General features: G+C 64.3%; 20 protein-coding genes and 1 pseudogene. 9 read left to right on the forward strand and 12 right to left on the reverse strand.

The genetic code is table 11. The features are described from left to right. The first annotated feature begins 368 nt into the window (after window positions 1–368). From paoA to paoC, 3 genes are read left to right on the forward strand one after another with little or no spacing between them, the layout of a single operon-like run. Window positions 369–1034 (forward strand): aldehyde dehydrogenase iron-sulfur subunit PaoA, encoded by a 666-nt coding sequence (gene paoA / locus P5704_020865; protein WOF78433.1) that lies wholly within the window; start codon window positions 369–371, stop codon window positions 1032–1034. Beyond that, window positions 1031–1981 carry a xanthine dehydrogenase family protein subunit M gene (locus P5704_020870; protein WOF78434.1) on the forward strand — a complete coding sequence of 317 codons (951 nt, stop codon included), beginning with the start codon at window positions 1031–1033 and terminating at the stop codon, window positions 1979–1981. The genes paoA and P5704_020870 overlap by 4 nt, the downstream gene beginning before the upstream one ends. 3 nt (window positions 1982–1984) lie before the next feature. Next, a complete protein-coding gene (paoC, locus tag P5704_020875; protein ID WOF78435.1) occupies window positions 1985–4192 on the forward strand; it encodes an aldehyde oxidoreductase molybdenum-binding subunit PaoC in 2208 nt (735 codons plus the stop codon). 158 nt (window positions 4193–4350) lie between these two features. On the opposite strand, the gene P5704_020880 is transcribed toward paoC, so the two are convergent. Then, the gene (locus P5704_020880) at window positions 4351–5253 is read right to left on the reverse strand and encodes a LysR family transcriptional regulator (protein ID WOF78436.1); all 903 of its coding nucleotides are present in this window, start codon (window positions 5251–5253) and stop codon (window positions 4351–4353) included. A gap of 113 nt (window positions 5254–5366) precedes the next feature. On the opposite strand from P5704_020880, the gene P5704_020885 reads away from it, so the two are divergent. Beyond that, window positions 5367–5795 (forward strand): VOC family protein, encoded by a 429-nt coding sequence (locus tag P5704_020885; protein ID WOF78437.1) that lies wholly within the window; start codon window positions 5367–5369, stop codon window positions 5793–5795. Continuing rightward, a complete protein-coding gene (locus P5704_020890; protein ID WOF78438.1) occupies window positions 5792–6379 on the forward strand; it encodes a glutathione S-transferase in 588 nt (195 codons plus the stop codon). The genes P5704_020885 and P5704_020890 overlap by 4 nt, the downstream gene beginning before the upstream one ends. A gap of 70 nt (window positions 6380–6449) precedes the next feature. On the opposite strand, the pseudogene P5704_020895 reads toward P5704_020890, so the two are convergent. Then, window positions 6450–7346: pseudogene (locus tag P5704_020895) on the reverse strand (LysR substrate-binding domain-containing protein). A 57-nt stretch (window positions 7347–7403) separates the two neighbouring features. On the opposite strand from P5704_020895, the gene P5704_020900 reads away from it, so the two are divergent. Then, entirely contained in the window at window positions 7404–8021 is a 618-nt protein-coding gene (locus tag P5704_020900) for a LysE family translocator (protein WOF78439.1), read from the forward strand. Between the two features lie 14 nt (window positions 8022–8035). After that, window positions 8036–8650 carry a bifunctional phosphoserine phosphatase/homoserine phosphotransferase ThrH gene (thrH, locus tag P5704_020905; GenBank protein ID WOF78440.1) on the forward strand — a complete coding sequence of 205 codons (615 nt, stop codon included), beginning with the start codon at window positions 8036–8038 and terminating at the stop codon, window positions 8648–8650. A gap of 52 nt (window positions 8651–8702) precedes the next feature. Here thrH and P5704_020910 read toward each other — a convergent pair whose 3' ends face one another. Further along, entirely contained in the window at window positions 8703–9608 is a 906-nt protein-coding gene (locus tag P5704_020910) for a LysR family transcriptional regulator (GenBank protein ID WOF78441.1), read from the reverse strand. Window positions 9609–9756: 148 nt separating this feature from the next. On the opposite strand from P5704_020910, the gene P5704_020915 reads away from it, so the two are divergent. Further along, window positions 9757–10803 (forward strand): SDR family oxidoreductase, encoded by a 1047-nt coding sequence (locus P5704_020915; GenBank protein ID WOF78442.1) that lies wholly within the window; start codon window positions 9757–9759, stop codon window positions 10801–10803. Window positions 10804–10870: 67 nt separating this feature from the next. Continuing rightward, the gene (locus P5704_020920) at window positions 10871–12184 is read left to right on the forward strand and encodes an MFS transporter (GenBank protein ID WOF78443.1); all 1314 of its coding nucleotides are present in this window, start codon (window positions 10871–10873) and stop codon (window positions 12182–12184) included. Window positions 12185–12299: 115 nt separating this feature from the next. On the opposite strand, the gene P5704_020925 is transcribed toward P5704_020920, so the two are convergent. The 9 genes from P5704_020925 to P5704_020965 all read right to left on the reverse strand — a co-directional run bounded on the left by P5704_020925 (window position 12300) and on the right by P5704_020965 (window position 19366). Next, window positions 12300–13076 (reverse strand): ferredoxin--NADP reductase, encoded by a 777-nt coding sequence (locus P5704_020925; GenBank protein ID WOF78444.1) that lies wholly within the window; start codon window positions 13074–13076, stop codon window positions 12300–12302. A gap of 30 nt (window positions 13077–13106) precedes the next feature. Continuing rightward, window positions 13107–14105 (reverse strand): putative sulfate exporter family transporter, encoded by a 999-nt coding sequence (locus P5704_020930; GenBank protein WOF78445.1) that lies wholly within the window; start codon window positions 14103–14105, stop codon window positions 13107–13109. Beyond that, entirely contained in the window at window positions 14102–14485 is a 384-nt protein-coding gene (locus P5704_020935) for a DUF971 domain-containing protein (GenBank protein ID WOF78446.1), read from the reverse strand. The genes P5704_020930 and P5704_020935 overlap by 4 nt, the downstream gene beginning before the upstream one ends. Window positions 14486–14509: 24 nt before the next feature. Continuing rightward, window positions 14510–14707 carry a hypothetical protein gene (locus P5704_020940; GenBank protein ID WOF78447.1) on the reverse strand — a complete coding sequence of 66 codons (198 nt, stop codon included), beginning with the start codon at window positions 14705–14707 and terminating at the stop codon, window positions 14510–14512. A gap of 3 nt (window positions 14708–14710) precedes the next feature. Beyond that, window positions 14711–15034 (reverse strand): ferredoxin family protein, encoded by a 324-nt coding sequence (locus P5704_020945; protein WOF78448.1) that lies wholly within the window; start codon window positions 15032–15034, stop codon window positions 14711–14713. A 537-nt stretch (window positions 15035–15571) separates the two neighbouring features. Then, window positions 15572–16531 carry a HEAT repeat domain-containing protein gene (locus tag P5704_020950; GenBank protein ID WOF78449.1) on the reverse strand — a complete coding sequence of 320 codons (960 nt, stop codon included), beginning with the start codon at window positions 16529–16531 and terminating at the stop codon, window positions 15572–15574. A 10-nt stretch (window positions 16532–16541) separates the two neighbouring features. After that, window positions 16542–16775, reverse strand: a complete 234-nt coding sequence (locus tag P5704_020955) for a ferredoxin family protein (protein WOF78450.1) — start codon at window positions 16773–16775, stop codon at window positions 16542–16544. 99 nt (window positions 16776–16874) lie between these two features. Further along, window positions 16875–18611: a fumarate reductase/succinate dehydrogenase flavoprotein subunit gene (locus P5704_020960; protein WOF78451.1), complete on the reverse strand. Its 1737-nt coding sequence runs from the start codon at window positions 18609–18611 to the stop codon at window positions 16875–16877. Between the two features lie 11 nt (window positions 18612–18622). Further along, entirely contained in the window at window positions 18623–19366 is a 744-nt protein-coding gene (locus tag P5704_020965) for a GntR family transcriptional regulator (protein WOF78452.1), read from the reverse strand. Window positions 19367–19422: the final 56 nt, after the last annotated feature.

The following is a 19422-nucleotide window of genomic DNA, read 5'->3' on the forward strand; positions in this document are numbered from 1 at the left end:
CTGAACCTGCTGGAGATCGTCTGGCCTGCCGCGCGCCCCATCGCAACATGAGGACACAAAGCGGCTGAGCGGCCAGGGTGAAAAGGGAAAGAAAGGGTTCTATGCCTGACCGCAAGCCTACCGAAGCTGCAGCCGTGCGGTTTCGATTCATGACGCCGCACCACAAGTGTCTGCAGATTGCAGTGTGTAATCCACGCCTGCCGGTGGTCCTAGTAATTCCATGACGCCTTTGTCATGCCCGACAGCAACCACGATGAGAGCAGGGACCACCCTGTCATGCCATTTACCAGCTCGATTGCAAGGCGCGCGCGGCGTAATGCCTCAGGCTCATGAGCCGCGCGTTCGATCAGCACCCGACGATGAGGAAAATGAACATGAGCGACTCGACAGACGACAACGGCCTGTCACGCAGGGAGGTCCTTGCGCTAAGCCAGGGGCTCCTGGTGCTGGGCGCTGCGCCCATGAGCGTATTGGCGGCACCCGCCCCGACCGCCGAGGAACAATCGCCCGTACGCAACACGGTCACCTCGAAGGTCTCCTTCAAGGTCAATGGCCAGCACCGCGAGCTTGAAGTGGACAACCGCACCACCCTGCTCGATGCCATGCGCGAGCACCTGCATCTCACCGGCAGCAAGAAAGGTTGCGACCATGGACAGTGCGGCGCCTGCACCATGATCGTCGACGGCCAGCGGATCAACAGTTGTCTGAGCCTGGCGATCATGCACCAGGGTGCCGAGATCACCACCATCGAGGGCCTGGGCACACCAGAAAAGCTGCATCCCATGCAGGCGGCCTTCGTCAAGCACGACGGCTATCAGTGCGGCTATTGCACGCCGGGGCAGATTTGTTCGGCGGTGTCGGTGCTCGAAGAAATCAAACAAGGCATCCCCAGCCACGTCAGCGGCGACATCACGGCGGCACCGACGCTCAGCGTCGACGAGATGCGTGAGCGCATGAGCGGCAACCTCTGCCGCTGCGGCGCTTATTCCAACATCATCGATGCCATGAGCGATGTGGCCGGAGGACGCGTATGAAATCCTTCACCTACGAGCGTGCCGGGTCCCCGACCGAAGCGGCTGCAAGCGCCGCCCGGACGCCGGGCGCTAAGTTCATTGCAGGCGGCACCAACCTGCTCGATCTCATGAAGCTCGAGATCGAAACTCCGATGCACCTGATCGATGTCAACGGCCTGAAGCTGGACACCATCGAGGCCACCGGCGAAGGCGGCTTGCGCATTGGCGCGCTGGTCAGCAACACCGCGCTGGCGGCTGACCCCCGGATCAGGCAGGACTACGGCGTGTTGTCCCGTGCCTTGCTGGCCGGTGCCTCCGGCCAGTTGCGCAACAAGGCGACTACCGCCGGCAACCTGCTCCAGCGCACTCGCTGCCCCTACTTCTATGACACCAACCAGCCCTGCAACAAGCGTCAGCCCGGCAGCGGTTGTGGCGCGCTGGAGGGCTACAGTCGTCAGCTTGCGGTCGTTGGTGTCAGCGATGCCTGCATTGCCACTCATCCGAGCGATATGGCCGTCGCCATGCGTGTGCTCGATGCGACGGTGGAAACGGTTCGCCCCGATGGCGCCACACGGCGCATCCCCCTTGCCGATTTCTATCGCCTGCCAGGCGATACCCCGCATATCGAAAACGCCCTGGTGACGGGCGAGCTCATCACGGCAGTCACGTTGCCAAAGCCCCTTGGCGGCGCGCACTTCTACCACAAGGTCCGTGACCGGGCCTCGTATGCCTTCGCATTGGTGTCCGTCGCGGCGGTGGTGCAGTCGGACGGCAGCGGTCGGGTTGCGGTTGGCGGCATCGCGCACAAGCCGTGGCGGCTGGAAGCGGCCGAGGCACATATGGCCGATGGTGCAAACGCGGTCAGCGAGCACTTGCTGGCAGGCGCCAAACCCACGCATCACAACGAATTCAAGCTCACACTGGCCCAGCGCACGCTCGGCGCCGTGCTGGCAGAAGCGAGGGGCTAAGCGATGAAGTTCGAAACCGCCGCAGGCACCAACCCGATCGATCGGCAAAAGATCGTCGGCAAACCCGTCGACCGTATCGACGGGCCACGGAAAACTACCGGAACAGCCACCTACGCCTACGAGTGGCATGGTCAGGTCAGCAATATGGCCTACGGCCAAGTGGTCGCTTCGGCAATCGCCAAAGGACGCATCGTCAGTCTCGACCTGAGCCATGCGCGCCGCGCTCCAGGAGTCATCACGATCGTGACGGCCGACAATGCCGGCCCCCTCGACAAGGGCCCGCGCAACAATGCCACGCTGCTCGGCGGGCCGGAGATCGAGCACTATCATCAAGCCGTGGCGCTTGTCGTGGCCGAAACCTTCGAGCAGGCGTGCGCCGCGGCAGAGTTGGTGCAGATCAAGTATGAGCGCACCTCCGGCAGCTTCGATCTCGACACTGCGAAGGGCTCGGCGGTCAAACCCGAAGACATTTCCGGCAATCCGCCCGATACCGCCGTCGGCGATTTCGATGCCGTGTTTGCCGCTGCGCCGGTACAACTCGACGCGACTTACACCACGCCCGATCAGTCCCACGCCATGATGGAACCCCACGCTTCGATGGCCGCCTGGGATGGCGATCGGCTGACGCTGTGGACCTCGAATCAAATGATCGACTGGGGCGTCCAGGATCTGGCGAAAACACTGAAGATGCCTGCTGAGCACATTCGCCTCGTCTCGCCCTATATCGGCGGTGGCTTCGGCGGCAAGCTTTTCCTGCGCGCAGACGCACTGCTGGCGGCTCTGGGTGCCCGCGAGGCTGGCCGGCCGGTAAAGGTTGCGTTGAGCCGGCCGCTGATCGCCAACAACACGACCCATCGGTCAGCCACCATCCAGCGCATTCGCATTGGCGCGACCGAAGACGGGCGCATCACCGCCATTGGTCACGAGAACTGGTCGGGTGACTTGAACGCAAGCAGTGCCGAATCCGGGGCGATCTACTCCCGGCCGATGTATGCCGGCGCCAACCGCATGACCCAGACACGCGTGGCCGCGCTCGATCTGGCCGAAGCCAATGCGATGCGCGCTCCCAGTGATGCACCAGGATCGATGGCAGTCGAGGTGGCCATGGACGAGATGGCTGAAAAACTCGGCCTCGACCCCGTCCAATTCCGCATCCTGAACGATACCCAGATCGATCCGGAGCAACCCGAGCGCTCCTTCTCGCAGCGCAAGTTGATCGAATGTCTGAGCGAGGGCGCTGAACGCTTTGGCTGGCACGAGCGTGTCGCGCAGCCGGGCTCCCGGCGCGAAGGCGCCTGGTTGATCGGCATGGGCATGGCCGGCGCATTTCGTGACAGCCCGGTCACCAAGTCCGCCGCGCGGGTTCGCCTGGACGGCAATGGCGTCATAACGGTCGAGACCGACATGACTGATATCGGCACCGGCAGCTACGTCATCATTGGCCAGACCGCCGCTGAAATGATGGGCGTGCCCCTTGAGCGGGTGGTGGTAAAACTGGGCGATTCGAGCTTCCCGGTATCGGCCGGTTCGGGCGGCCAATGGGGCGCCAACAGCTCCACCTCCGGTGTCTATGCGGCCTGCGTCAAGCTGCGCGCTGCCGTGGCGCAAAAGCTGGGCTTCGACGCCGACCAGGCAGTGTTTGCAAATGGCGAGGTCAGCCAGGGTGACCGCCGCGTACCGCTCGCCGAAGCCGCCACCGCTGGCAACCTGGTAGAGGAAGACGTCATCGAGTTCGGCGAGCTGGATGAGCGATACCGGCTCACCAGCTTCGGTTCCCACTTCGCCGAAGTGGCCGTGCACGCCCATACGGGTGAAGTGCGCATACGGCGGATGCTCGCCGTCTGCGCCGCCGGGCGCATCCTCAATCCCAAGACAGCCCGCAGCCAGATCATCGGCGCCATGACCATGGGCGTCGGTGCCGCGCTGATGGAAGAACTGGCCGTCGACAAACGCTACGGCTTTTTCGTCAACCACGACCTTGCAGGCTACGAAGTGCCCGTGCACGCCGACATCCCACATCAGGAGGTGATCTTCCTGGAGGAAGTCGACCCGCTGTCATCGCCGATGAAGGCACGGGGTGTGGGTGAGCTGGGCATCTGCGGTGTGTCAGCAGCCGTGGCCAATGCCATCTACAACGCTACCGGTGTACGCGTCAGGGACTACCCGATAACCCTGGACAAGTTGCTTGATGGCATGCCGCAGGCTGTTTGATTGGACGGGAATAAAAGCGGAATGAATTGTCGAGGCTGGATATCGGGCTGCTTTTCGCTCATGCATATGCCACCCCCGAGAAAGGGCGCAGATCGATGTTGGGTCAGGTTGAACGGCAAGCCGGAGGTCGCCACCTCTTCCTGACCTCAAAGCAGCCTCTACCCGTCATCCGGTCCCGGCGTAACTTTTTCCAACCTTGGACAAGCCCACTCCACGAATGCCCGCACCCTTGGCGACAGCTGCAAGGCGTGCGGGTAGACCAGTTGGATCGGTAGGTCCTTCGGTTCGTAATCCCTGAGCACCCTTACCAGACGACCATCAGCCAGTTCATCGGCGACCTGATAGTGCATCAGCCGCGTGATGCCGAGGCCTTGCACGCAAGCCAGGCTGGCGGTGCGGATCTGGTTGCAGGTCAGGCGTGGGGTGATTTCTTCGGCCTGTTCCTTTTCGCCGTGGCGGTAGTACCAGTGGCGGCCCTGGGCGGCGAAGAGGATGCAGGCGTGGTCCTCCAGTGCTGCCGGGGTGTCGATGGCGGGAGCGGTGCTCAGGTAGTCCGGGCTGGCGCAGGTGACCAGCCGGGTGCTGCCGATCTGCCGGGCGACCATGGCTGAGTCGGGCAGGTGGCCGATGCGCAGGGCGAGGTCGAGGCGTTCGTCGAGCAGCGGGACGATCTGGTCGCTCAGGTTCAGCTCGACCCGGATCTCTGCATGCTCCTTGAGAAATTCATTCACTAGCGGCGCGACGTAACGCTGGCCGAACTCCACTGGTGCGGTGATGCGCAGTAGGCCGCGGACGGCGCCGTCGCTGGCCTCCAGGCGCTGCTCCATGTCGGAGAAGTCCGCCAGCATGCGCCGGCTCCAGGCCAAGTACTCAGCGCCCTCGTCGGTGAGTGCCATGCGCCGGGTGCTGCGGTTCAGCAGGCGCACGCCGAGGTGGCGTTCCAGCGCGGCCAGTGAGCGCACCACCGACGCCACGGACTGTCCGGTGGCATCGGCGGCCGAGCTCAGGCTGCCGTTGTCGACGATGCGAACGAAGTTGGCCATTGCCTTGAGCTTGTCCATTGCCACCCCTGGATTTGTGCGATTGCTGCATAGATGTTGTCAGGCCGGCGGTATAGGTGAAACCCGCAGGGCGGCTGACACTTCAGGGACTGAGGTCTCCTGGAGTTTCGCACATGAATCAATCAGCCAGTCCCGCCCGCATTCTCGCCTACGACCACATCGGTATTCGTGTCAGCGACCGACCGCGGGCGATGGCCTTCTACCAGGCGCTGGGCTTCGTCGAGAGCGCCAGCTTCCCGCTGTTCGAAGCGAACGAGATGCTCAGCCCGGACGGTGTGCGCATCAACCTGATCTTCAACGGTGCGCGTGCGCCTGATGCGCACAACGTGCTGCTGGATGCGCCGGTCAAGCGGCCCGGCATGACCCATCCAGCCTTTATCGTCGATGACCTGGCGGCGCTCCAACATTGGCTCGAGGCGCAGGGCATCGTCATCACCGAGGGACCGCATCCCATCGGCCCGCGGCGGATCGCGCTGTTCATCCGCGACCCGGACGGCAACGTTCTCGAATTCAATCAGCTCATCAGAGGAGGTGCGCAATGAAACTGTATGACCTGGGACCATCCGGCAACTGCTACAAGGTGCGGCTGTTCGCTGCGCTGGCAAATATCGACCTTGAACTGGTAGCCGTGGATTTCGCCAATGGCGCGCACAAGAAGCCGCCGCTGTCCGAGCTGAACCCGCTGGGGCAGTTGCCGATTCTGGACGATGGCGGGCATATCGTCCGCGACTCGCAGGCCATTCTGGTTTACCTCGCCGGCGCGTACGGCGGCCTGGCGTGGTGGCCGGACAACCCGCGCGGGCAGGCGGAGATCGTGCAGTGGCTGTCCTTCACCGCCAACGAGATCCAGCAGAGCCTGAATGCGGCTCGGCTGGTGCAGAAGTTCGGCTACCCGCTGGACAAGGCCGCGGCGCTGGCCAAGGCACCGGCGGTGCTCAAGCTGCTGGACGAGCATCTGCAGCGCCACGACTGGCTGGCGGTTGACCGGCCGACCATCGCCGATTGCGCGGTTTACCCCTACGTGGTGCTGGCGCCGGAAGGGGATGTGGACCTGACGCCTTACAGCCATGTCGCCCGCTGGATGGGGCGGCTGGAAGCGTTGCCGGGTTATCTGCCCAAGCCCTGAGTGTCGATCAGGTAGGCAGGTTTACTGACAAAACCGCTGTCGGCCAGCATTCCGAGTTACGGCCTACCTGCTAAGAAGATACCGCGGGATGTGGGCTGCTCGTCGAGTTAGCTGTTGGCGGCAGCTCACCACCCATAAGCTCAATGTAGTGATCAAGTTGTTCCGTTATCCAGCTCTTGAATATATTGCACTTGGAACTTTCATCCAAAGCTTTGGGTGATAAAAGGCAATATGTTGAACCGTCTCGGATAAAGCCATACGGCGCAACTAGCTGGCCGGACTCCAGTTCGGCTTGAACCATAAATAGGGACGCCATTCCTACTCCTAATCCTGACGTCGCCGCCTGAATGGACAGGTAGAAATGCTCATAGTCGACCTTTATAGAGCCAGAGAGATCCACTCCCGTAAGGCGTAGCCAATTATCCCATGCCATCGGGCGAGTCTTGCTGTGTAACAGGCTTAATTTGTCCAGCCGTTTCTTGTCGGGAGTATTTGGCGGCGTACAAACCGGCCCGATCCACTCTTCGCAGATTTTCACGCTGTGTACAGAGCTGCCCCAATGAAAGTCATCGCGGCGGATTGCGAGATCAGCCCCTGAGCGGGCGAAATCAATCGGCCCGCCGGCGGCCAATAATTGGATCTGCAAGTTCGGATGCGCTTCATGAAAAGCAGGAAGTCGAGGGATCAGCCACTTCATGGCGATGGTGGGCTCACAGGAGAGCACAAGGACGTCTTCTCGACCCTCTCGCTGTAAGCGATAAACGGCATCTTCCAACTGATCGAACAGGGGCGCTGTCACGTTAAGAAGGAGGTGGCCTGCCTGGTTGAGAAATATTGCCCTGTTGCGCCGATCAAATAACTCGACCCCGATAGCTTCCTCCAGCAGCCGCACCTGACGACTAACGGCGCCGTGAGTTACGTGCAGTTGCTCAGCTGCTTTGACGAAGCTCTGAGTTTTGGCTGCAACAGTGACTGATTAATAGATCCTGGCGGTAGGCTAGTCTTACCGCCTCGGAGAATGTAGATGAACGAATTGTTTGCAGTGGCCGCCATTACTGTCTTAGCTGTTGTCAGTCCAGGTCCCGACTTTGCCATGGTGACCCGCAATAGTTACTCGTTCGGGCGGAAGAATGGTTTGACGGCTGCGCTAGGTATTGCTTGTGGCGTGCAGGTCCATGTTTTTTACACGGTTTTCGGAATCGCTGTAATAATTACCCACTCACCCATACTGTTCATAAGTATGAAGATGCTCGGCGCTGGCTATCTCATTTACTTGGGAATTAAATCGTTGATGAATGCTGGAGCCCTGACGATAGGGGAGGCTGACGGACGTGAGTCTACAGCTTGGAAAGCATTTCGGACTGGTTTTTTTACTAATGCGCTCAATCCAAAAACAATGTTGTTTGTGGTTGCAACTTATAGTCAGGTAGTGCGCGCCGATAGCTCTCTATACGTTAATTTTGCTTACGGTATATTTATGTCGTTGTCTCACTTGGTTTGGTTTAGCTTAGTGGCGGTATTCTTTTCCGCTGAGGCTCTGCGTAGACGCATACTGAGAAAGCAGCACATTGTTGACCGGGTTATTGGTACCGCGCTGATTGGTCTTGGCGCGAGCTTAGTATTGCCTGGCGTTGGGCGATGATTCAGGAGAGGCTTATGAAACTGGCCTGCATAGATCTAGAGGGTGTTTTGGTCCCGGAGCTTTGGCCAATCATTGCCGAGCGTACAGGCATCGATTCCCTGGCACTGACCACGCGCGAGGTGCCAGATTACGATTTGTTGATGCGAAATCGCATTGCGCTTCTGCGTGACAACGGCTTAAGACTCAGCTGTGTCAGCCGAATACTATCCCATGTTGAGCCTGTTCCCGGCGCCAGACAGTTTCTTGATGAGCTTTCTTTTAATGAGTACGAGATAAACATTATTTCTGACTGCTTTCTCGAGTTGGCAAATCCGCTCTTCGACTTGTTAGGCGGGCCGACAGCTATGTGTCATCGCCTGAATGTGGATCGTTTTGGCTTTGTGACGGATTGCAGTTTTTATAAGCGCGCCGGTAAGGAAGACCATGTGGCCCAGGCGCTTTCTGAAGGGCGTTATGTGTTGGCAGTAGGTGATGCCTTCAATGATCTCGCGATGTTGCGAATGGCGAATAAAAGTTATTTAGTCAGCCCGTCTGCAGCGACGCGCGCAGCTGCTCCAGATATTAAAACTGTGGCAAGTGTCGATGAGATTATTCCTTTGCACGTTCATGAAAGAGCTGCGCTGGAATGAAGCGGCTGGAGGCGCTTCCGGGCTATCTGCCCAAGCCCTGACCTGCGCTGAGTCAGGCCCGCTCTTGCCCCTCGGCCTTGAGGAAATCGACGAAAGCCCTGAGCGGCGAGGGCATGTGGCGGCGGCCGTGGTAGTAGAGATAGGGGCCGTCGAATGACTGCCACCAGTCTTCGAGGATGGGCGTCAGGCGGCCGTCGGCGAGCGGCTCGCGGATGAAGTCCTCGAAGGTGTAGATGATGCCCAGGCCGTTGATCGCCGCGCTGGTCTTGAGGTCATGGGAGGAGGTGACGAGCTGGCCTTGTGGCGGTATGCGCAGGGTTCGGCCGTCCTTCTCGAACTCGAAAACACCCACCTTGCCGCTCTCGAAACGATGGCCGAGCAGCTGGTGCTCGGTCAGCTCGGACGGGTGCCGCGGCGTGCCGTGCGCGGCGAGGTAGGCCGGTGCGGCGGCGGCGACGAAGCGTTGCCGGCGCGGGCCGATGGGGATGGCGATCATGTCCTTGGCGAGGCTTTCCTCGTAGCGCACCCCGGCGTCGTAGCCCGCCGCGATGACATCGATGAAGGTGTTCTCCATCACCACTTCGACGTTCACCGCCGGGTAGAGCTTGAGGAAGCGGCTCAACAGGTCCGGCAACAGGAAGCGAGCCACCGGCACCGGCACGTTGAGCTTGAGGGTGCCGACCGGCCTGTGGGAGTCATCGTCCAGATCATTGAACGCGGCGCTGATTTCTTCGAGCGCCGGTCGCAGGCGTTCCAGCAGGCGTTCGCCTGCACTGGTCGGGGTGATGCTGCGGGTGGTGCGGTTGAGCAGGCGCAGGCCCAGATCGCTTTCCAGGCGGCGTATGCAATCGCTCAGCGAAGACGCCGACATGCCGCGTTTCTGAGCCGCGGCGCGAAACCCTCCGGCTTCGACCACGGCGGCAAACAGCGCGACATCACTCAGGTTGGGTTGACGCATGGAGCCTCCTTGAATTCGTCGACTGTACGATTGGGCGAACAGCCCGTCCATGTTTGCCTGGATTATCAGCCTGTGCTCGTACGCTGATACTTCGTCCGTCGGCCGCCTCCGCCTGAGGCAGGCCATTCACGACGACGAGGAAACGATCATGGCGCAGAGAAACGCAACCGAGCCGGGCGGCCATGCCCGGCCATTGATGAAGCTGGCCAGAACGCTGATCGCCGGGGTGGTGCTGGCTGGGTCACTGGCCGTCGAAGCCGCCAACCGGCCATCGCCAAAACCCGATTGGAGCCTGGCCGACATGCCGGCTCAGACCGGCCGCATCGTGCTGGTCACCGGCGGCACCAGCGGTATGGGTTACGAGGATGCACTTGCGCTGTCGCGCGCTGGCGCGGAGGTGATCATCGCTGCGCGCAATGCCGAGCGCGGGCAGGAGACGATCGAGCGGATACGCGAACAGGTGCCGGATGCCCGCGTGCAGTTCGAGGCAGTGGATCTGGCCAACCTGGCCTCGGTGCGCGGCCTCGCTGAGCGCCTTCAGGAACGCTTGCCGCGCCTGGACGTGCTGATCAACAACGCGGCAATCATGGCGCCTCCTGAGCGGGGCACTTCCGCTGACGGCCATGAGCTGCAGCTGGCGACCAACTACCTCGGGCCGTTCGCTCTGACCGCGTTGCTGATGCCGCTGCTGCTGGAAAGCGACGATGCCCGGGTGGTCAGCCTGTCCAGCATTGCGGCGGGTCGAGGTCGCCTGAACTTCGCGGACCTGCAGGCCGAGCAGGACTACAACGCCTACGCCACCTACGCGCAATCCAAGCTGGCGGTGCTGATGTGGGCGATGGAGTTGCAGCGCCATAGCGATGCCGGCGGCTGGGGCATTCGCAGCATCGCCGCGCATCCCGGCGTCGCGGTCACCGAACTGGTCGAGCGCGGGCCGGGGCTGAATAGCGAGTTCGCCGCCAACTGGGCCAAGGACCGCGACGAATACCACTCCGCCGCCCAGGGCGCACTGCCGACCCTGTATGCCGCGACTGCGCCGCAAGCGGTCGGCGGCGCCTATTACGGGCCGACCGGCGAGGAGGAGAAACGTGGCCCGCTGGGTTTTGCCAGGGTTCCCGACGCTGCCGCGAACCAGGCGGATACGGCGAAGCTGTGGCAGCTGTCGGAGCGTTTGACCGGCGTGCGCTACCCCTGAACCCTCGGGCGTGGGCCGCCTTGCGCTCGCGCCCCGTTATCTCTCTTGCTTTTTCAGGAGCGCGCCCATGAGCACGCCATCCGTTGTGCATCGCCTGAGCTCCACCGTCAATGCCGAGGAACACGAGCTGCGCCCGGCGCTGAGCGGCTTCCTGCTGTTCTTCTGCCTGTTCGCCGGCTATTTCATGCTGCGCCCGATCCGCGAGGCGATGGGCATCGCGGCGGGGGTGGAAAACCTGCAATGGCTGTTCACCGCGACCTTCTTCGTCATGCTGGCGGCCGTGCCGTTGTTCGCCTGGCTCAGCTCCCGTGTACCGCGTCTGCATTTCGTCGACTGGGTGTACGGCTTCTTCTGCCTGAACCTGCTGGGCTTTTCCGCGCTGTTTCTGCTGCAGGGCGAAAACCCCTGGCTGGCGCGGGTGTTCTACGTGTGGATTTCGGTCTACAACCTGTTCGTCGTGTCCGTCGCCTGGAGCCTGATGGCGGACGTGTTCGACAGTGCTCAGGCCAAGCGGCTGTTCGCCTTTATCGCCGCCGGGGCGAGCGTTGGCGGGCTGGTCGGGCCGGCGCTCAGTGCGTTGCTGATCGCCGGCCTGGGCGAGTCGGGTCTGATGCTGCTCGCCGCCTTGTTGCTGGGTGCGGCGCTGGCGCTCAAGTTCTCGCTGATGCGCTGGCGCGAGATCGGCGGAGCGGGGCGCCCCGGCGCGGTCCCGGCGGAGAGCACGCGCAAGCCGGTGCCGGGCAACCCGTTCAGCGGAATGACGCGGGTGCTGCAGTCGCCTTATCTGCTCGGCATCGCCGGCTTCGTGGTGCTGCTGGCCACCGTGACGACCTTTCTCTACTTCGAACAGGCGCGCCTGGTGGCCGAGTTGTTCCCCGACCGAGCCGTCCAGGTTCGCGTGTTCGGCACCATCGACGTGGTCGTCCAGGCCGGCGCGCTGCTGTCACAACTGTTCATCACCGGACGGCTGGCGCAAAGGCTGGGTGTGCGTGTACTGCTGGCCATCGTGCCGTTGCTGGTCTGCGTCGGCTTTGTCGGCCTCGCGCTGATGCCCAGTTTCGCCGTGCTCGCGGCGCTGATGATCGTGCGCCGCATCGGCGAGTACGCCTTCGTCCGACCCGGCCGCGAAATGCTCTTCGCGCCGCTGGATGCGGAAAGCAAGTACAAGGCGAAGAATGTCATCGACACGGTCGTCTATCGCGCCGGCGATGCCGTCAGCGGCTGGGCGAAGACGGCACTGGACATGTTCGGGCAGGGCGCCGGCCTGGTTGCCGTGGCCGGCGCGATCTGCGCGCTGCTCTGGGGCTATCTCGGCTGGCAGCTCGGCAAGCAGGCGGACAGGCGAACGGAGGTGACTGGAGTGGCGGAAGCCACCTGTTGAGACAGCGGCGTGCGAAAGCGCATTGCGAACGAGGGGCTGGCGTCATGTCCAGAGGGCGAGCCGGCTAGTGAGCACGTCGATGCGGCGCTAGCCGGCTCGCTTTTTCCAGATGCGCTTACTTCTCAACGAAAGCGCGTTCTATGACGTAATCGCCCGGCACGCCCTGGCTGGGTGAGGCCTGAAAGCCGAGGGCGTCGAGTTGGCCGGTGAGGGTGTCGAGCATCGCCGGGCTGCCACAGAGCATCACGCGGTCGGTCTCGGGGTTCAGCCGCGGCAGGCCGAGATCGTCGGTCAGCTTGCCGGTCTCGATCAGCGTGTTGATACGGCCGGTGTGGCGGAACGCCTCGCGGGTCACCGTCGGGTAATAGAGCAGTTTGGCCCGCACCGCTTCGCCAAGGAATTCGTGCGCTGGCAGTTCCTGGGTGAGGTAGTCGTGATAGGCCAGCTCGCTGACCTCGCGTACCCCATGCACCAGCACGATCTTGTCGAAACGCTCGTAGGCTTCCGGATCGCGAACGATGCTCATGAAGGGCGCCAACCCCGTGCCGGTGCCGAGCAGGTAGAGGTGCTTGCCGGGCCTGAGGTCATGCATCACCAGGGTGCCGACCGGCTTGCGGCTGACGATGAGCGAGTCGCCGATCTTCAGGTGCTGCAGGCGCGAGGTCAGCGGGCCGTCTGGCACCTTGATGCTGAGAAATTCCAGGTGCTCGTCGTGGTTGGCGCTGACGATGCTGTAGGCGCGCATCAGTGGTTTGCTGTCGACTTCCAGGCCGATCATCACGAAGTGGCCGTTCTCGAAGCGCAACGCCGGGTCGCGGGTGGTGCGAAAGCTGAACAGGGTGTCGTTCCAGTGATGCACGGATAGAACGCTTTCGGTGCCGAGTGCAGACATGGGGCCTTCCTCTTTCGTGGATTGAGTCGATCAGAACAGGGTCAGCAGCAGGCTCGTCGTCAGCAGCAGCGCGGCGCTGAGCAGGGCCAGGTGGGCGAAGGGCTGCCAGCCCTGGGCAAACAGGTCGCCGACACGGGTGCGCATGCCGAGCGCGGCCATGGTCAGCAGCAGGCAGGCCTGCGAGCCGGCGACCAGCGCCTCGCGCAGCGCGGCCGGCAGCCAGCCGAGGCTGTTCAGCGTGAACAGACCGAGAAAGCCGAGCAGGAACAGCGGAAAGTCCGGGCTGCCCGGCTCCTGCCGACGCAGCAGCAGGCTGAGCACCAGCACCAGCGGCGCGAGCAGGGCGACGCGCAGCAGCTTGGTCAGGGTCGCGACGTCGCCGGCGGTATCCGATACGAGGTACCCGGCACCGGCCGCCTGGGCGACGTCATGGATGCTGGCGCCGAGCAGCAGGCCGCTGTCGAGCGCATCCAGCCCGAGCAGGCCGGTCAGCGGCGGGTAGAGCAGCATCGACAGCGTACCGAGGGCCGTCACGCCGACCACCACGGCGAGCAGCCGACGCTCTTCCAGGCGCCCGGCCGGGATCACCGCCGCCACGGCAATCGCCGCCGACACGCCGCAGATCGCCACCGCCGCGCCCGCCACCAGGCTGTGCAGGGTCGGCAGCCGCAGCAGCCGGCCGAGTAGAAGCGCCAGGCCGAGCACCAGCGGCACCGTGACGAGCACCAGCAATAAAGGTCGCGCACCGACCGCTTCCAGCTGTGCGACGCCGATGCGCGCGCCTAGCAGCGCCACGCCGATGCGCAGCAGTTGCCGGCTGCACAACGCCACGCCCGGTTGCATGCGTGCCTCGCTGCCCTGGCTGGCGAAACCCAGGCCGAGCAGCAACACCATCAGCAGCGCGGGCGCGCCGTAGTGATCGGCAAGAAAGCTGCCGGCCAGTGCCAGCACTGCACACAGGGCCAGGCCTGGGTAGTGCTTGCGGCACAGCGCGACGGGCGGGGCGAGCGCTTCAAGCCGGGCATTCATGCCGGATCGCCTCTCGAGTCGCCGGGGGCGCTGAGGGCGCCGAGGTCACGCAGGTAGGCCCAGGGGTACAGGCCGCGGAAATGACCGTCGCTGAAATACAGCTGCAGACCGCTGATGCCGGACAGCTCCAGGCGGTTCACGCCGACCTCGGCGTCGATCAGCGTCAGTGCGCCGGTCTGCTGGATGCGCTGGCAATTGGAGCAGGCGCAGGCCCGCCGCAGCGTCAGGCAGCTGATGCGGCTCTGTACGCCATCCGGCCAGGTCAGTTCCAGCATGCGCTGCGCCTTGCGCAGGCGGATCTCGAGGGGTGGGTCGATCAGCCGTTGGGGCGTGGCGTGCTGGGCGATAACGTCGGAGTCGGTTGCGGCAAAGGCGTTCATGTAAACCTCCGGGCCGGCGGCCCTCTAGCGGAACAACAGCGTGACGAGGCCGGGCGGCACCGGCGCCGGGCCGCCGCTGACGACCAGCGCCGGCGCTTCCGGGCTGCGCACGAAGCGCTCCGGCGTGTCCACCGGGCGGGCGCTGCCGAGCGTGGCGGCACTGACCGTGACCAGCGCCAGCACGGCGTGGCGCAGTCCACTCGTCATGACAAGTTGGGGCATGCTTCAGCGCTCCAGAAACGCCAGCTTGCCGCCCTGGTCGACCCAGGTTTCGGCCTCGGCCAGCGGCGAGGCGCTTTGGGTGATCACCGGCCAGACTTCGGCCAGCTCGGCGTTGAGTTCGAGAAAGTGCTGTTGGCCTTCGGGCAAGGTGTTGTCGGCGAAGATCGCATCGGCCGGGCACTCCGGCGCGCAGAGGCTGCAGTCGATGCAGGTCTCGGGGTTTATGACGAGGAAGTTGGGGCCTTCGTGAAAACAGTCGGCCGGGCAGACTTCGACGCAGTCGGTGTATTTGCAGCGGATGCAATTCTCGGTAACGACGTAGGTCATGACGTTGGCTCCTTGTGGTAGCGGCCCCTCACCCCAGCCCTCTCCCCGGCGGGGAGAGGGGGCAGTCGGTGCGCGGCCCGGGCTGCGGCGGTGCGTTGTAGGGGCGGGTGAGCCCGCCCTGCGGATATTCGGTCCCTCACCCCAGCCCTCTCCGCGGCGGGGAGAGGGGGCAGTCGGTGCGCGGCCCGGCTGCGGCGTTGCGTTGTAGGGGCGGGTTGAGCCCGCCCTGCGGATATTCGGTCCCTCACCCCAGCCCTCTCCCCGGTGGGGAGAGGGGCAGTCGGTGCGTGGCCCGGGCTGCGGCGTTGCGTTGTAGGGGCGGGTTGAGCCCGCCCTGTGGATATTCGGTCCCTCACCCCAGCCCTCTCCGCGGCGGGGAGAGGGGGCAGTCGGTGCGTGGCCCGGCTGCGGTGCTGCGTTGTAGGGGCGGGTTGAGCCCGCCCTGCGGATATTCGGTCCCTCACCCCAGCCCTCTCCGCGGCGGGGAGAGGGGCAGTCGGTGTGCGGCCCGGGCTGCGGCGTTGCGGCGTGGGTCCATCAGGCCGCGGCGTCGAGCTTGGACATGGCCCAGCGCGCCAGCTTGCGCACGTCCGGGTCGGGGTCGTCCATGGCCAGTTCGACGAAGGGGCGGCCATCGTTGTGTGCGATGGCGCCCAGCGCGCCGATGGCGGCCTTGCGCAGGTTGCTCATCGGGTCGCGGGCGCAGACGCCGAGGGCAGGGATCGCACCCACCGCACCGAGCTTGCCGAGCGCATCGACGGCCTTTTCCCGGACCTGCCAGAAACCGTCGTGCGTGGCCTCGACCAGGGGCTGCAGCGCGGCCTGGTAGTCGAGCTTGCCGATGCTCACCGCGGCTTCGACGCGCACCTGCCAGTGTGGGTCGCGCAGGATGCCGATCAGTGCCGGGCCGACCTGTTCGGGCGCGGCATAGACCAGCGCGCCGGTGGCGGCGCGGCGGACGTCGGCATCGTCGTCGTGCTGCGCCCGCTCGATCAGCGCCGGCAGATTCGCTGGCTGCTTGAGCCAGCCGATCACCGCCACCGCTTCGCGGCGCACGCCCGGGTCGGCGTGCTGCATCCGCGCCAGGGCCGGCACCTGCGCCTGCGGATGGCGCAGCGGCTTGAGCGCCCGGAGGATGCCGGCGACGACGAAGGGATCGTCGCTGCCGGCCAAGGCTTCGAGCAACGGCAGCGCGGCGGCGGGGTCCTTCAGGTCCGCCAGCGCATGGGCGGCGGCGTTGCGCACCACCTCGTCGCTGTCCTGCAGGGCGGCGATCAGGGCGTCGGCGATGTCGGCGGCGTCGAACTCGTCGACCACCTTGGCTGCTTCCTGGCGCACCGACGGGTCCGGGTCGTTCAGCGCCAGGATCAGCAGCTCGGCGGCTTCCGGTTCGCCGCTGTCGACCAGCTCGAGCACCGCCACGCGGCGGATGCCGGGGTCGCTCGAGGCCAGATTGGTGGCGATGTCCTGCAGCAGTGGGTCGTCGTAGGTTTTCATCGGTCGGCCCTCAGCGCAGCAGATAGGGAATGTTAACTTTCACCGCATCGGTCGGGCAGTCCGCCTCGCAGGGCATGCAGTACCAGCATTCGTCGTACTTCATGTGCGCCTTGCCGGTGTCCGGGTTGATCCACAGGACGTCCAGCGGGCAGACGTCGATGCAGACACGGCAGCCCTTTTCGGCGATGCATTTTTCTTCGTCCACGATGACCGGGACGGCGGAACGGTGGGTGGCGACGGGCATGGTTGATCTCCTCGGTACGGTCGGCTCGCTGCCGGCCTGTAGGGGCGAATTCATTCGCCCATGGCATCAGGTGTTGGGCGAACGAGTTCGCCCCCACGGTCAGGCATTGGCGGCCTTCTTCACGCGCAGGCGGTTGTAGGCGTCCTTCTCTTCGCCGAGCGGCACGATGTAGTCGGCGATGGGTCGCTTGCCGTGGGCCATCTGGCCGTTGGCGTCCTTGAACAGGCGGGTGTGGCAGAACCACTCGGCGCTGTTCTGCTCGGGGTGGTCGACGCGGTAGTGGTACAGCCCCCAGCGCGACTCGGTGCGGTACAGCGAGGCGCGGGCGGCCATCTCGGCACAGTCGATGATCGACTGCACTTCCAGCGCACGGAGCAGTTCGTGCGGGTCGGCGGCGGCCAGCCGTGGGACGTCCTCGCGCACGGCGAGGATGCGTTCCAGGCCGATCTCCATCTTCTTGGTCACCTTCGGCGGCTGCAGGTAGTCGTTCACCAGGCGGCGGACCTTGTATTCCATCTGTTCCGGCGGGATGCCGTCGGTGACGTTCAGCGGTGCCTGGATGCGGGCGAGTTCGGCAGCGATGAAGGCTTCGTCCAGCTGGGGTTCGGCGCGGTCCTTGACGAAGGCCGCTGCGCTCTCGCCGCAGATCTGCCCGTAGACGAAGGCGCCGAGCATGTAGTTGTGCGGCACCGAAGCCATGTCGCCGGCGCAGAACAGCCCGGGCACGGTGGTCGCGCCGGTCTCGTCGGTCCACACGCCCGAAGCCGAGTGGCCCGAGCAGAAACCGATCTCGGAGATGTGCATTTCCACCATGCGCTGGCGGTAGTCGATATGCCGGCCTTCGTGAAAGCGCCCACGCGAGGGCCGCTCGTTGGTGTGCAGGACGGTCTCGATCTCTTGAATCGTTTCCTCGGCCAGGTGGTCGAGCTTGAGGAACACCGGGCCGGTGCCGGATTCGAGCTCCTTGAAGAACTCCAGCATCATCTGCCCGGACCAGTAGTCGCACTCGATGAAGCGCTCGCCGTAGGCGTTGGCGGTGAAGCCGCCGAGCGGGCCGGTGACATAGGCACAGGCCGGGCCGTTGTAGTCCTTGAGCAGCGGGTTGACCTGGAAGCACTCGAGGTTGGCCAGGTCCGCACCGGCGTGGTAGGCCATGGCGTGGCCGTCGCCACAGTTGGCCGGGTTCTCGTAGGTGCCGAACAGATAACCCGAGTTCGGCAGGCCGATGCGCCCGGCGGCACCGGTCGCCATGATCACCGCCTTGGCGCGGATGATGATCGGCTCGGCGGTGCGGGTGTTCACCCCGATCATGCCGGCGATGTTGCCGTCCGAGTCCTTCAGCAGGCGGGTGGCGATGAAGCGGTTCTCGATGTCCACGCGCACCCGGCGCAGGCGGCGGTAGAGGATCTTCTTGACGTTGTGGCCCTCCGGCATCGGCAGCACGTAGGTGCCGAGGTGGTGGACCTTCTTCATGTCGTAGTCGCCGGTCTCGTCCTTCTGGAAATGCACGCCCCAGGCGTCGAGCTGCTCGATCATCGAGAACGAGCGCGTGGCGTAGGCCATCAGCGCCGGCTGGTGAACGATGCCGTCGTTGGCGATGGTGATTTCCTTGACGTACTGCTCGGGCGTGGCGTGGCCGGGCACGACCGCGTTGTTCAGGCCGTCCATGCCCATGGAGATCGCCCCGGAGCGCTTGACGTTGGCCTTCTCCAGCAGCAGCACCTTGAGCGTCGGGTCCTGCTCCTTGACGGTGACGGCGGCCATCGGCCCGGCGGTGCCACCGCCGATCACTAGTACGTCGGTTTCGATGACGGGAATGTCGTGAATCGTGGTCATGGTGGTCTCCTCTATTTCCGGTCGACCCGGAACTGGTACTTGAAGGCGTCGCCGCGGTAGCACAGGTATTCGAAATCGATCGGCCGACCGCTGCGGTCATGGGTCAGCCGCTCGACGCGCAGGATGGGTTCACCGGCCTTGAGGCCGAGGTAGGGCTGGTGTTCGTCGTCGGCCAGGGTGGCGTCGAGGCCGATGGCGGCATGGCCGAGGCCGATGCCGAAGCGGTTCTCCAGCAGCGGGAAGATGTCGCCGGACAGGTCCAGGCCGAACAGCCGCTGGCCGATGTCCAGCGGGAAGTAGCTGTGCTCCAGGCATACCGGGGCGCGGTTGAGAAAGCGCACGCGCTTGACCTCGACCACGTCCGCACCGGGCGCGAGGTTCAGCGCGGCGGCTGCCGGCTTGGGCGGCTTGCGCTCCTGAATCGACAGCAGCCGTGCGGTCGCTTCGTAGCCCTGGGCGGCCATGGCCTCGCCGAAGCCCTGCAGGCGCTGCACGTTCTGCACTGCCTTGGGCTTGCTGACGTAGGTGCCCTTGCCCTGGGCGCTGAACACCAACCCCTCGTTGTGCAGGTCGCGCAGCGCTTGGCGGATGGTGATGCGGCTGACGCCGAAGGCGGTCATCAGCTCGTTTTCCGAGGGCAGCCGTTCATGCACGGCATAGTCGCCTTCGAGGATCTTGCGTCTGAGGGTGTCGCGGATCTGCACGTACAGCGGCAGTGGCGACTGACCTGGGGCGAGCGGTTCGAGGCGGCTCATGGGCGTGGCTCCAGCCTGTCATGACAGGTCATGTCGAGCGTGGGCGCAGGCAAGGG

Origin of the sequence: Pseudomonas sp. FeN3W (genome assembly GCA_030263805.2) — a bacterium.
GTDB lineage: Bacteria > Pseudomonadota > Gammaproteobacteria > Pseudomonadales > Pseudomonadaceae > Stutzerimonas > Stutzerimonas stutzeri_G.

What these genes read in the sequence shown, in the direction of transcription:
- paoA (WOF78433.1), top strand. Translation starts at nt 369, where the DNA reads ATGAACATGAGCGACTCGACAGACGACAACGGCCTGTCACGCAGGGAG.
- P5704_020930 (WOF78445.1), bottom strand. Translation starts at nt 14,105, where the DNA reads ATGAATGCCCGGCTTGAAGCGCTCGCCCCGCCCGTCGCGCTGTGCCGC.
- paoC (WOF78435.1), top strand. Translation starts at nt 1,985, where the DNA reads ATGAAGTTCGAAACCGCCGCAGGCACCAACCCGATCGATCGGCAAAAG.
- P5704_020920 (WOF78443.1), top strand. Translation starts at nt 10,871, where the DNA reads ATGAGCACGCCATCCGTTGTGCATCGCCTGAGCTCCACCGTCAATGCC.
- P5704_020950 (WOF78449.1), bottom strand. Translation starts at nt 16,531, where the DNA reads ATGAAAACCTACGACGACCCACTGCTGCAGGACATCGCCACCAATCTG.
- P5704_020945 (WOF78448.1), bottom strand. Translation starts at nt 15,034, where the DNA reads ATGACCTACGTCGTTACCGAGAATTGCATCCGCTGCAAATACACCGAC.
- P5704_020955 (WOF78450.1), bottom strand. Translation starts at nt 16,775, where the DNA reads ATGCCCGTCGCCACCCACCGTTCCGCCGTCCCGGTCATCGTGGACGAA.
- P5704_020900 (WOF78439.1), top strand. Translation starts at nt 7,404, where the DNA reads ATGAACGAATTGTTTGCAGTGGCCGCCATTACTGTCTTAGCTGTTGTC.
- P5704_020880 (WOF78436.1), bottom strand. Translation starts at nt 5,253, where the DNA reads ATGGACAAGCTCAAGGCAATGGCCAACTTCGTTCGCATCGTCGACAAC.
- P5704_020910 (WOF78441.1), bottom strand. Translation starts at nt 9,608, where the DNA reads ATGCGTCAACCCAACCTGAGTGATGTCGCGCTGTTTGCCGCCGTGGTC.
- P5704_020925 (WOF78444.1), bottom strand. Translation starts at nt 13,076, where the DNA reads ATGTCTGCACTCGGCACCGAAAGCGTTCTATCCGTGCATCACTGGAAC.
- P5704_020870 (WOF78434.1), top strand. Translation starts at nt 1,031, where the DNA reads ATGAAATCCTTCACCTACGAGCGTGCCGGGTCCCCGACCGAAGCGGCT.
- P5704_020960 (WOF78451.1), bottom strand. Translation starts at nt 18,611, where the DNA reads ATGACCACGATTCACGACATTCCCGTCATCGAAACCGACGTACTAGTG.
- P5704_020890 (WOF78438.1), top strand. Translation starts at nt 5,792, where the DNA reads ATGAAACTGTATGACCTGGGACCATCCGGCAACTGCTACAAGGTGCGG.
- P5704_020935 (WOF78446.1), bottom strand. Translation starts at nt 14,485, where the DNA reads ATGAACGCCTTTGCCGCAACCGACTCCGACGTTATCGCCCAGCACGCC.
- P5704_020940 (WOF78447.1), bottom strand. Translation starts at nt 14,707, where the DNA reads ATGCCCCAACTTGTCATGACGAGTGGACTGCGCCACGCCGTGCTGGCG.
- thrH (WOF78440.1), top strand. Translation starts at nt 8,036, where the DNA reads ATGAAACTGGCCTGCATAGATCTAGAGGGTGTTTTGGTCCCGGAGCTT.
- P5704_020915 (WOF78442.1), top strand. Translation starts at nt 9,757, where the DNA reads ATGGCGCAGAGAAACGCAACCGAGCCGGGCGGCCATGCCCGGCCATTG.
- P5704_020965 (WOF78452.1), bottom strand. Translation starts at nt 19,366, where the DNA reads ATGAGCCGCCTCGAACCGCTCGCCCCAGGTCAGTCGCCACTGCCGCTG.
- P5704_020885 (WOF78437.1), top strand. Translation starts at nt 5,367, where the DNA reads ATGAATCAATCAGCCAGTCCCGCCCGCATTCTCGCCTACGACCACATC.